The sequence below is a fragment of the Mammaliicoccus sp. P-M58 genome (assembly GCF_022386165.1).
Lineage (GTDB): Bacteria > Bacillota > Bacilli > Staphylococcales > Staphylococcaceae > Mammaliicoccus > Mammaliicoccus sciuri.
Genome location: NZ_JAJNJI010000004.1, coordinates 191684 through 204244, shown reverse-complemented (window position 1 = coordinate 204244; position 12561 = coordinate 191684). Strand labels below are relative to the sequence as shown.

General features: G+C 32.3%; 12 protein-coding genes and 1 pseudogene. 11 read left to right on the top strand and 2 right to left on the bottom strand.

Annotation, left to right across the window (positions count from 1 at the left end):
• Window positions 1-145: 145 nt before the first annotated feature.
• From LQ694_RS06175 to LQ694_RS06125, 11 genes are all read left to right on the top strand, one after another.
• On the top strand, window positions 146-520 hold the full coding sequence (locus LQ694_RS06175; protein ID WP_016911554.1) for an Asp23/Gls24 family envelope stress response protein: 375 nt from the start codon (window positions 146-148) through the stop codon (window positions 518-520).
• 15 nt (window positions 521-535) lie between these two features.
• On the top strand, window positions 536-2182 hold the full coding sequence (gene fakA, locus LQ694_RS06170) for a fatty acid kinase catalytic subunit FakA (RefSeq protein ID WP_218696616.1): 1647 nt from the start codon (window positions 536-538) through the stop codon (window positions 2180-2182).
• Window positions 2183-2309: 127 nt separating this feature from the next.
• Complete coding sequence (sdaAB, locus tag LQ694_RS06165; protein WP_025904553.1) at window positions 2310-2975, top strand: L-serine ammonia-lyase, iron-sulfur-dependent subunit beta; 666 nt, start codon at window positions 2310-2312, stop codon at window positions 2973-2975.
• A gap of 13 nt (window positions 2976-2988) precedes the next feature.
• On the top strand, window positions 2989-3858 hold the full coding sequence (gene sdaAA / locus LQ694_RS06160; protein WP_218696615.1) for an L-serine ammonia-lyase, iron-sulfur-dependent, subunit alpha: 870 nt from the start codon (window positions 2989-2991) through the stop codon (window positions 3856-3858).
• A gap of 143 nt (window positions 3859-4001) precedes the next feature.
• Window positions 4002-6041: an ATP-dependent DNA helicase RecG gene (gene recG / locus LQ694_RS06155; protein WP_218696614.1), complete on the top strand. Its 2040-nt coding sequence runs from the start codon at window positions 4002-4004 to the stop codon at window positions 6039-6041.
• A 58-nt stretch (window positions 6042-6099) separates the two neighbouring features.
• Window positions 6100-6720, top strand: coding sequence for a class A sortase (locus tag LQ694_RS06150; RefSeq protein ID WP_206166302.1), 621 nt, complete (start codon window positions 6100-6102; stop codon window positions 6718-6720).
• Between the two features lie 641 nt (window positions 6721-7361).
• A complete protein-coding gene (fapR, locus tag LQ694_RS06145) occupies window positions 7362-7931 on the top strand; it encodes a transcription factor FapR (protein ID WP_049319421.1) in 570 nt (189 codons plus the stop codon).
• The gene (plsX, locus tag LQ694_RS06140; protein WP_049319133.1) at window positions 7924-8910 is read left to right on the top strand and encodes a phosphate acyltransferase PlsX; all 987 of its coding nucleotides are present in this window, start codon (window positions 7924-7926) and stop codon (window positions 8908-8910) included. The genes fapR and plsX overlap by 8 nt, the downstream gene beginning before the upstream one ends.
• Window positions 8903-9823 (top strand): ACP S-malonyltransferase, encoded by a 921-nt coding sequence (gene fabD / locus LQ694_RS06135; protein WP_196968203.1) that lies wholly within the window; start codon window positions 8903-8905, stop codon window positions 9821-9823. The genes plsX and fabD overlap by 8 nt, the downstream gene beginning before the upstream one ends.
• A complete protein-coding gene (gene fabG, locus LQ694_RS06130; protein WP_048542526.1) occupies window positions 9823-10560 on the top strand; it encodes a 3-oxoacyl-[acyl-carrier-protein] reductase in 738 nt (245 codons plus the stop codon). The genes fabD and fabG overlap by 1 nt, the downstream gene beginning before the upstream one ends.
• An 87-nt stretch (window positions 10561-10647) precedes the next feature.
• A complete protein-coding gene (locus LQ694_RS06125) occupies window positions 10648-10881 on the top strand; it encodes an acyl carrier protein (protein ID WP_017000113.1) in 234 nt (77 codons plus the stop codon).
• Between the two features lie 101 nt (window positions 10882-10982).
• Here the strand turns inward: LQ694_RS06125 and LQ694_RS06120 are convergent.
• Window positions 10983-11190: pseudogene (locus LQ694_RS06120) on the bottom strand (IS256 family transposase); the annotation flags it as partial.
• A gap of 551 nt (window positions 11191-11741) precedes the next feature.
• Window positions 11742-12395, bottom strand: a complete 654-nt coding sequence (locus LQ694_RS06115) for a DUF421 domain-containing protein (RefSeq protein WP_179296632.1) — start codon at window positions 12393-12395, stop codon at window positions 11742-11744.
• Between the last annotated feature and the right edge of the window lie 166 nt (window positions 12396-12561).

Here is a 12561-nt window from a genome sequence, read left to right as displayed (position 1 = left end):
TAATATCTTGTGAAAACGTTGTATAAAAAACGTGATTAAAATGATGAATTCTTGCGATGTGAATGTGATATTAAGTATAATTAAACAGAACATATAAAAGTAGGTAATAAAACGAAAAATTTAAATGTGTAGGAGGGACGTAATCATGACTTTAGAAATTACAAATGAGTATGGAAGTATCGATATTTCAAATGACGTTATTGCAACGCTTGCTGGTGGAGCTGCCGTAGAATGTTATGGTATCGTTGGTATGGCAAGTAAACATCAAGTTAGAGATGGCATTGCAGAAATTCTTGGGCGTGATAATTATGCCAAAGGTGTTATTGTATCTCAAAATGAAGGTGTTCTTGATGTAGATATGTATATAATTGTGAGTTATGGTACGAAAATCTCAGAAATAGCAAACAATGTCCAATCTGCTGTTAAATATACTTTAGAACAATCATTAAATTTAAAAGTCAACGCAGTTAACATATATATCCAAGGTGTTAGAGTTATTAATGATGATGAGGAAGCATAGGGAGGCAAATACAGTATGAATAAGATTGACGGCAAATTGTTTGCTGATATGATCGTACAAGGATCAGATAGTTTATCAAACAATGCAGATTTTGTAGATTCTTTAAATGTGTTTCCTGTACCAGACGGGGATACAGGAACAAATATGAATTTATCAATGTCATCAGGTGCAGCAGAGGTTAAATCTCATAGCAATGCACATATCGGTGAGGTTGGTAAAATATTTTCTAAAGGATTGTTAATGGGAGCAAGAGGTAACTCAGGCGTTATCTTATCTCAATTATTTAGAGGATTCTCAAAATCGATTGAGAATGAACAAGAAATTGATGCTCAACAATTCGCTAAAGCATTCCAATCAGGTGTAAATACAGCATATAAAGCTGTTATGAAACCAGTTGAAGGAACGATTTTAACAGTTGCGAGAGTAGCTGGAGAAGCGGCAGTTAAAGCAGCTGAATCAACTGAAGATGTTATTAAAGTTATGGAAGCTGTAATTGAAGAAGGTCAAAAAGCATTAGAAAACACACCAAACCAACTACCTGTACTTAAAGAAGTAGGTGTAGTGGATAGTGGTGGACAAGGTTTAATGTTTGTTTATGAAGGCTTCTTAGCAACATTAAAAGGCGAAAAAATTCAACCAGCTAAAGAAAAAGTAGATACAGACGAATTTATCAATGATGACCATGATTTCGGTGGTGTCATGAATACTGAAGATATCGTCTACGGCTACTGTACAGAAATTATGGTTCGCTTTGGAAAAGATAAAAAAGCATTCGATGAAGAACAATTTAGAGAAGATATGAGTCAATTCGGTGATTCATTACTTGTAATCTCTGACGATGAAATTGTAAAAGTACATGTTCATTCTGAAACACCAGGTGAAGTATTATCATACGGAAGCCAATATGGTGAACTGATTAAAATTAAAATCGAAAACATGCGTGAACAACATAGAGAAGTACTTCGTAAAAGCGCAGATAAAAAGATAAAACAAGAACAAGAAGCAATTGACACAGCAGTTATTACAATTTCAATGGGTGAAGGAATTACGACATTATTTAAATCACTTGGTGCAACACATGTCATCAGTGGTGGTCAAACAATGAATCCTTCAACAGAAGATATTGTAAAAGTTGTAAAACAATCAGGTTGTAAAAATGCAATCATCTTACCAAATAATAAAAATATTATTATGGCAGCTGAACAAGTTGAACATTTAGTTGATATACCTGTAGCTGTTGTAGCATCAAAAACAGTATCACAAGGTCTTTCAGCAATGTTAAATCTTAACTTAGAGCAATCTATTGAAGAAAATAAAGCGCATATGGAAGACGCAATGCGTTTTGTAAAATCAGGTTCAGTAACGTATGCTGTTAGAGATACAAATATAGATGGTATTACAATTAAAAAAGGTGAGTTCATGGGTATCCATGAAAGCAGCATTAAAGTAAGTGATGCTGACCACTTAACAGCTAGTAAAAAGCTTATCGATGAAATGATTGATGAAGATAGTGAAATTTTAACAATTATTAAAGGTGAAGACGCTACTGATGAAGAAGTCGATCAATTAGTATCATATGTTGAAGAGAACTATGATGAAGTAGAAGTAGAAGTACATCAAGGTGACCAACCAATTTACTCATTCTTATTCTCAGTAGAATAATCTCAAGATAAAAGACAACAATGTTAAACAAAAGCGTTGTTGTCTTTTGTGTTGTAAAACGCTTACAAAACGAACGAAAGTTGTTATAATGGTATGGTGAAATTAAAAGAGAAACGAGTGATTATTGATGAAATATAGAAGTGTCTTTGACATTATTGGTCCAGTAATGGTCGGGCCATCTTCATCACATACTGCTGGTGCAGTAAGAATTGGATTAATAGCTAGAGGTTTATTTGATGGTAAACCTGAACATATTGATATATATTTATATGGGTCTTTTATGGAAACTTATAAAGGCCATGGTACTGATGTTGCATTAGTTGGCGGTATTTTAGGATATGATACAGACGATGATCGAATCAAAACAAGTCTTCAAGATGCTGAGCAACAACAGATTGATGTAAACTTTATCGAAATGTTTGAAGAGCGATCACATCCAAACACTGCAATTATCAACATGAGAAATAAAGAAATGGAAATCTCAGTTGAAGGTATTTCTATTGGTGGCGGTAAAGTTGAAATCGTTGCGATCAACGGATTCCAAATTGCCATTAGTGGGAATTATCCTGCGTTACTTGTTTTTCATAAAGATACTTTTGGCACGATCGGGAAAGTGACCAATGTCTTTGGTGATTACCGTATTAATGTTGGTAGTATGCAAGTGGCCCGTAAAGAGAAAGGTGAACTTGCATTAATGACGTGTGAATTAGATGATGATATTCCACAAGAAGTCTTAAATAAAATTAAAGAAATTGATGGTGTACAAACAGTCACATTAATGGGGGAATCATAAAAGGAGGGTTATCATGTTTCAAAGTGTAAAAGAACTTATTGAAATTTGTAAAAGAGAAAATAAAAAAATATATGAAGTCATGATTGAACAAGAAATGCGCGTGTCTAAACTCTCTAAAGAAGAAGTTTATCAAAATATGGAACGTAATTTAGATACAATGGAAAAAGCCATTGAACGTGGTATCAATGGTGTAACTTCAACAACTGGTTTAACTGGAATGGATGCAGTACTTTTACAAGATTATTTAGAAAGTGGTCAATCACTTTCAGGTGATTTAATGATTGATGCGGTAAGTAAAGCTGTTGCGACGAACGAAGTGAATGCAGCAATGGGTAAAATATGTGCAACGCCGACTGCTGGTTCTGCAGGGGTTGCGCCAGGTGTATTATTTGCGCTGAAAAAAAGACTAAATCCAACTAGAGAAGATATGTTACATTTCTTATTTACAACAGGTGCATTTGGATTTGTTGTTGCGAATAACGCATCTATATCAGGTGCGGCTGGTGGTTGCCAAGCTGAAGTTGGTTCAGCTGCTGCGATGAGCGCTGCTGCAACAGTAGAAATGGCTGGCGGTACACCTCAACAATCTGCAGAAGCATTTGCAATTAGCTTAAAAAATATGTTAGGACTTGTTTGTGATCCAGTTGCAGGTTTAGTAGAAGTACCTTGTGTTAAGAGAAACGCTGCAGGTGCGTCAAATGCAATTATTTCAGCAGATATGGCATTAGCAGGCGTGAAATCAAGAATTCCTACTGATGAAGTAATAGAAGCTATGTATAAAATTGGCCAAACAATGCCTTCAGCACTACGTGAAACAGGTCGTGGTGGTCTAGCAGGTACGCCAACAGGTGAAAGATTAAAACAAGAGATATTTGGAAATTAACTAAAACATCAATATAAAGGCTGGGACATGATTAATTGTTCTAGCCTTTATATTTTTGTATAAATCTCATTTCGGTGAATTCGATTGGTTTATATCATGTATTTGTTCTATAATTAGAGTATTAATAAATATAGGTGATAAAAATGAATAAGCAACATCTGATATATACAGAGCGAACTTTGCAAGAACTTAAAGGTGTTGGACCAAAAAGTTTACAGTTATTAAATGAATTAAATATCTATACATTAGAAGATTTAGTGTTGTATTTACCAACACGTTATGAAGATGAATCTGTCATTAATTTAAATGAAGCAACTGATGGTGATGTTGTCACTGTTACTGGAGAAGTGTACTCTAGTCCGACTGTTGCATTTTTTGGTAGAAATAAATCTAAATTAGCGTGTCACATGCTAATTGATCAAATTGCCGTTAAAGTCACATTCTTTAATCAACCATATTTGAAAAAAAGACTCATTATGGGTGAAACAGTTACAATCAAAGGTAAATGGGATCAAAAGAAACAAATTATTGCTGGTCAAAAAGTAATGGCTGAAAAAGAAGACGGTGGAAACGCGTTAACACCTATTTATCGATTAAAAGAAGGCTTAAAACAAAAGCAACTTAATAAATATATTGAACAAGCATTACAACTTGTTGAAATTGATGAATGGTTATCTCCAAATTTAATGGATAAGTACAAATTAATGCCATTAAAAGATGTCATTCCAATTTTACATAAACCACTTCAATTTAATCACCTTAAATTAGCACGTCGTACATTTTCATTTAATGAATTATTCTTATTTCAGTTAAAAATGAAATGGTTAAGCAAATTAGAAAAAGAATCTAATAAAATAGAAGGTTTAAATTATGATGTTAATGCGGTGAAATCTTTTATCGAAACATTACCATTTGAATTAACAGATGCTCAGAAAAATAGTGTGAATGAAATTTTTAGAGATTTAAAAGCACCTATTAAAATGCATCGATTATTACAAGGTGATGTGGGTTCGGGTAAAACGGTTGTTGCAGCTATTGCGATTTATGCAATGTTCAATGCTGGTAAGCAAAGTGCACTTATGGTACCGACAGCTATATTAGCTGAACAACATGCAATCAGTTTAGATGAGTTGTTTGATGGGCAATTAAATGTCGCTTTATTAACAAGTTCAGTTAAAGGTAAAAAAAGAAAATTATTACTTGAACAGTTAGAAGCTGGAGAAGTTGACGTTATTGTAGGTACGCATGCACTTATACAAGATGATGTTGCATTCAATGATATTGGATTAGTTATCATTGATGAACAACATCGATTTGGTGTAAATCAACGTAAGAAGTTGCGTGAAAAAGGTGCAGATACAAATGTCTTGTTTATGACAGCAACACCAATACCAAGAACACTGTCTATCTCTGCGTTCGGGGAAATGGATGTAACCTCGATTAAGCAAATGCCTAAAGGTAGAAAAGAAATTTTGACTTCATGGGCTAAACATGAAGAAATTGATCATGTACTGAATCAACTAAACAGTGAAATATCAAAAGGTCGACAAGCATATGTCATTTGTCCATTAATAGAAGAAAGTGAAGCGTTAGATGTTCAAAATGTGGTCGCAATCTATGAGCAATTACAGTTACGTTTCGGTGCGGATAAAGTTGGACTTGTACATGGTAAAATGAATGCAGATGAAAAAGACGAAATCATGAATAAATTTAGTAATAATGAAATTGCGATATTAGTTTCTACAACAGTTGTTGAAGTTGGGGTGAACGTTCCTAATGCAACATTTATGATTATATATGATGCAGACCGATTTGGTTTATCTACGTTACACCAATTAAGAGGACGTGTTGGTAGAAGTCATCATCAAAGTTACTGTACGTTAGTAGCATCACCCAAAACTGAGAGTGGTGTAGAACGTATGCACATCATGACTGAATCTACAGATGGCTTTTATTTATCAGAACGAGATTTGGAAATGAGAGGACCTGGTGACTTCTTTGGTGTTAAACAAAGTGGTTTGCCTGATTTCAGAGTTGCAAATATCGTAGAGGATTATAGAATGTTAGAAGTCGCAAGAGACGAAGCGAGTGAATTAGTTCAATCAGGTGAATTTTTCAAACCTGAATATGATAAATTGAGATTATTAGTACAAGAATCTATGTCAGAACAAAATTTTGATTGACATTGGTACAGGTATTGTATAAATTTGAATTACCATATTTTGAGAGTAGGTTAGAAACATGAGATGGTTATATAAAATTATAGGTATCTTATTAATCATGACGGCAATATCTATTTTCTTCTGGAATGATATTAGAACGTATTTTACAGACCGTGTTAATGATAAAGTCATCGAGTCGTATGAAAATCATGATGACAACGTTAAAATAAATCCAATAGAATCGTGGATTACTAAAACAGAAACAGATAACTTAAAAGTAAATGAGCATATGGTTGGTTATTTAAAAGTACCAGCAGCAGATATATCAGAGCCTATTTTTAAAGGACCAGCAACAGAACAAAATTTAAAAAACGGATTGTCATTAGTAGATGAGAACGAACAATTAAGTGAGCAGAATGTCGCAATCGCCGGACATCGTGTAGAAGGCGCAGGAATAAGATTTAACTATCTCGATCGCGCAAAAGTTGGTGATAAAGTAGAACTTATCACATTAAAAGGTAAAAAGACATATAAAATTAAAAACATTAAAAATGTTAAACCAAATCAAGTGGAAGTATTAGATGAACATAAAGGTAAACCGAATCAATTAACATTAATAACATGTGATAATTATAATCCAGATTCATTATTGTTCGAAGAGCGCATGATATTTACAGCAGTAGAAGAAAAAGCAGCATAACTATGATAGAGGAGAGCAAAATTTCAAATTTTGCTCTTTTTTTGTTGGGAGAAATGAGTTGGATGAAGTGGGTATGAGAGATCGGAGGGAGGATTCAAGATTTTGGTGTGGAGGATTCGAGATATTTGAAAAGATGTGAGTTAAATTTGGAATAAACACACGAGATTGAGAAACATGTGAGTTAAAGAAGTAATAAACTCACAAGATTGGGAAAGATGTATGTTAAAGAAGTAATAAACTCACATCTTATCAAAAATTAAATGATTATTTAGAAATGAACATTTTTGATTACATAAAAAAACGTCCAAGTCGTAGCTTAACTTCTTAATAAAGCCAAGAGATTGCCCAAGTCATGGCTTAAGTACTGCATTAAGCCATGAGTTTCTCCAATCCAATCCCCTCGAATCCAAGGTCTAATCACCCCCAACACCTAAATAATCCCGATCTCCCCAATTTCACTCATTCCACCTAGTCTTTACATCTTATTATGTAAGTCTTATGACCAAATTTGTAAATTTCGTTTTTTTTATTGTATAATTTGTTGAGTATATTGTTATACCCGTGTTAGTATAAGTAAGGTAGGTCATGATAGCAGGTGCTAATTTTAGCTATAAGTACATAATAGAATGGATTTGGATGAAATGAAATTAACAAAAGCAGATCGCCAGAGGGAATTAACAAATCGTTTGAAAGCTGAACCTTTCATAACTGACGAAACTTTAAGTGAATATTTTAAAGTAAGCATCCAAACTATTAGACTGGATAGAATGGAGCTAGGTATTCCAGAATTAAGACGCCGCATCAAAGATGTAGCAACACAAAATCATGATGAAATTAAATCATTACCCATTGAAGATGTCATTGGGGAAATTATAGATATTGAACTAGATAAATCAGCAATATCTATTATAGATATTAAGGAAGAACATGTTTTTACACGTAACGGTATTGCTAGAGGACACTATTTATTTGCCCAAGCTAACTCATTATGTGTAGCATTGATTAATGATGAATTAGCATTAACAACTAAAAGTAATGTTCAATTCAAAAAATCAGTAAAACTAAATGAAAGAGTCATTGCTAAAGCTACTGTGATACATAAATCGAAACATATAGCTAAAGTAGATGTCACAAGCACTGTTCATGGAGAAACTGTTTTCCAAGGACAATTTGAAATGTATTATTCGAGCGAGGGTGAAAATAATGGTTAAGATTGCGATAGATATGATGGGCGGAGATGACGCGCCAGGTATCGTAATAGAAGCGGTTAAACAAGCAGTTAATGATTTTCCAGATTTAGAGATTTTGTTATATGGTGATGAAAAACAATTTGATTACAAACATGAACGTATCACTTTTTATCATACTGATGAAAAGATAACAATGGATGACGAACCTGTTAGATCAATTAAGAAAAAGAAAAATGCTTCAATGGTTTTAATGGCAAATGCTGTTAAAGAAGGTAAAGCTGAAGCATGTGTATCAGCTGGTAATACTGGTGCGCTAATGAGTAGTGGTTTATTTATTGTCGGCAGAATAAAAGGTATTGAAAGACCCGCATTAGTTGCGACTTTCCCGACAGTGACAGGTAAAGGATTTGTATTTTTAGATATTGGTGCAAACTCAGATGCTAAACCTGAACATCTTGTGCAATATGCTAAAATGGGTGAAATTTATGCCAAACAAATTAGAAGTATTGAAAAACCTTCATTAGCACTTTTAAATATTGGTACTGAAGAAACAAAAGGTAATGCTTTAACGAAAAAGACTTACCAATTACTTAAAGAAGAACAATTTGATAACTTTATTGGTAATGTTGAAGCAAAATCTTTATTGTTAGATGCATGTGATGTCGTTGTATCAGATGGTTATAACGGTAACATGGTGTTAAAAACAATAGAAGGTACAGCAACAGGTATATTTAAAATGTTAAAAGAAGCGATGACTGCTTCAACTAAAAATAAACTTGCTGCACTAACATTGAAAAAAGATATTAAAAAAATTAGCAATAAAATGGACTATGCAGAATACGGTGGTTCAGTTCTATTAGGATTAAATGGTGTTGTTGTTAAGGCACACGGATCATCAGATCAACGTGCATTCTATAATGCAATTAAACAAGCTAAGCTAGCTGCAGATACTAAAATAGTAGATAAAATGAAGAAAGCAGTAGGTGAAATAAATGAGTAAAGTTGCAATCATGTTCCCTGGTCAAGGGTCACAAAAAGTAGGAATGGCAGAAGATTTATATCAAGAAGAAATTAATGCAACATCAATTCTAGAAAGAGCAAATGAATCTTTATCATTTGATTTACTTGAAATTATGTTTAAAGATCCAGAAGAAATTCTTGGATTAACTGAATATACACAACCAGCATTGTTAACGCATAGTTCAGCTTTAATGAATGCTTTAAAAGATTTAAATTATGACTACGCATTAGGACATAGTTTAGGTGAATATTCAGCATTAGTATCAGAAGGTGTATTAAAGTTTGAAGATGCCGTTCAAATCGTACATAAACGTGGTACATTAATGTCTGAAGCTTTTCCACAAGGTGTAGGTTCTATGGCTGCGGTATTAGGTTTAGATATTGAAAAAGTGAGAGAAATCTGTGAACAATTATCAACAGAGGACAAACTTATTGAACCAGCAAACATCAATTGCCCAGGTCAAATCGTTGTATCTGGTCATGCAGAACTCATTGATAAACTTGCGGCTGAAGGTAAATCACTAGGTGCTAAACGCGTGATGCCATTAAAAGTTTCAGGTCCATTTCATTCTTCAATGATGAAAACTATAGCAGATGATTTTGAAAACTACATTAATCAATTTGAATGGAAAGATGCTGGACACCCAATTGTACAAAATGTATATGCTAAACCTGAAACAGATCATGAAATTATTAAAGCAAACATGGTTAAACAATTATTCTCACCAGTTGAATTCAGTCAATCTGTTGAGTATTTAATTGATCAAGGTGTAGATCACTTTATCGAAGTGGGTCCTAACAAAGTATTATCTGGATTAGTTAAGAAAATTAGTCGTGATGTTAAAATAACATCAATTCAAACAATTGATGATATTAAAGGATGGAATGAATAATGACAAAAACAGCTATCGTTACAGGTGCTTCTAGAGGTATTGGTCGTAAAATTGCATTAGAACTTGGTAAAGAAGGTTACAATGTAGTTGTGAACTATGCAGGAAATAAAGAAAAAGCAGAAGAAGTCGTTTCTGAAATCAAATCATTTGGTGTAGAATCATTTGCGTTTCAAGCAAACGTAAGTGAGCAAGATGAAGTAAAAGCTATGATTAAAGAAACAACATCTCAATTTGGTACTATCGATGTATTAGTTAATAATGCAGGTATTACTAGAGATAATTTATTGATGCGTATGAAACAAGACGAATGGGATGACGTGATCAACACAAACTTAAAAGGTGTATTTAACTGTGTTCAAGCAGTAACTAGACCTATGTTAAAACAAAAATCTGGTCGCATCATTAACTTATCAAGTGTTGTAGGTTCACTAGGAAACGCAGGACAAGTGAACTATGTAGCAACTAAATCAGGTGTTGAAGGTATGACAAGAACATTTGCTAGAGAATTAGCATCTAGAGGCATTACTTGTAATGCAGTTGCACCAGGATTTATCGTATCAGATATGACAGATCAATTATCTGATGAATTAAAAGAACAAATGAAGTCACAAATTCCACTTGCACGATTTGGAGAAGATAGTGATATTGCACATACAGTAGCATTTCTTGCAAGTGATAAAGCAAGCTATATTACTGGCCAAACAATTCACGTTAATGGCGGAATGTATATGCAATAAAAGCTACTTTTATAGTAGAATAGGATAGTAAGAGAAATTGAATTTCTTATTATATAAGATTTAAATCATTTAAAGGAGGTGAATGGAATGGCAAGTTTCGACAAAGTTAAAGACATTATTGTAGATCGTCTAGGTGTAGACGCTGAAAAAGTAACGCCTGAAGCTTCATTTAAAGATGATTTAGGTGCTGATTCTTTAGATATCGCTGAATTAGTAATGGAATTAGAAGATGAATTTGATATGGAAATCCCTGATGAGGAAGCAGAAAAAATCAACACAGTTGGTGACGCTGTAAAATATATTGAATCATTAGAAAAATAATTCATATTACAAAAGCCCGTATACCAATGGTTGCGGGCTTTTTATTATGTCTTTTTATGAAAAGGGGGCAAAAAAGGGCTTTGTCAAATTAAGTGTTTAAATTATTCAAGATATTTAATAACTCTATCCTTAATTTGATTATGCAAAAGAAGCTTATTCATAGCCATGGACCAATTTGGAATGAAACCAGTGGACCACTTTTTTGAAGTTCTTTCGTTCAAATAAATAATAATTTCAAGAGTGCATTCTCATCAGAGAATGCACTTTTCTTGTGACCTTACTGTAACTAGAATGAATACTTTCTACCGCAACGATTTTAATTACATAGAAGAAGAGTTATATGAGTTCATATTTGAAAAGACTTTGCCTGAAAATTCGATTTTCGATAGCTTTAAAGCAAAATAGTAAGCTGAGTATAAAAATCTAGCATTAAAAGCATTGTTATTAAAATGAACTGCCTATATTAATTGGTGATTTTTTTAACTTTAATTTTTTATGACATCAAAAATTTGATTTATTACAAAAACACATAATGCAATAATAATTCCGCTTTTAAAAAGTAAATGTTAGTTTAAAACATATTGAGACATAATACATGGGTCTTTAGAATTAAGTTTAAATATACTTAACAAATTTGACTTACTCTATCTGTCGCACTTTATCAAAGAATAATTTATAGTTTTCTAAACTTATTTCATATTCTTCATTGGTTATTTTAGGATTACTAAGCAAATTTTTTAGAAATCATTTACGTTCTAAATATAATTTTTTATATTGTTCTTCACTAACAATAATCCCTCCATTAATCAAAAATAAAATATACTCTCGTACTGCCAATGAATATAACTTCCATTATTAATTCATTTATATTTGATAATATGAATACCTCTATCGAAAGACCAATCAGCATAAAAGACATTATTTATATCATGCACACCTCTTTTATTTAATTGATTATATAACCAATCTTCATCTTGATTGATTTCCTTTAATATATTTTCATTTATGGACTTGTTTTTAACTAGTTCATATATTTCATAATCATGTTCTTTAAGGGGGTATTTATTATCATACTTTTCGATAGTGAAGCCACCATCACTTTCAATATACATATTTTTTATTTCACTTAAGTCAAAAATACCTTGATTTCTTGCAATAGAATGAATTTGATCTAATTCTAAGCGATTATATTTTAATATTTTTGTATAAATATCACCTTCAGTCATTAAAACATCTGTATCTCCTTTTAATATAAATCTAGCCTTTTTTGACTTATAAATTAAATATTCAAACAAAAATATGATTAAACTCCAAGATACTAGTGCTAAAATCACATGCCAATACTTAATTTTTTCATCGTATATACTACCTTCTAGAATACCACCAAAAACTAATAAATAAATTACATCTCCAGCATTTAATTGCGCTAAATTTCGTTTACCCATTAATCTCATGATGATTAATAATACGATAAATCCTAGAAATAATTTTATAATCATTGATAAGATATCCATCATTATCACTCCAATTTTATATATTGTCTATTCCTTACATTTTTTAAAAGAGAAGAAATGTTATGTATGTTAAATTACGATGAATAGCATGCATAAAATTGATAATGTTAGGAATTAATTATTAAAAATCTATTTATATAATAAAAAAGCGTTTCTATATAGTGTT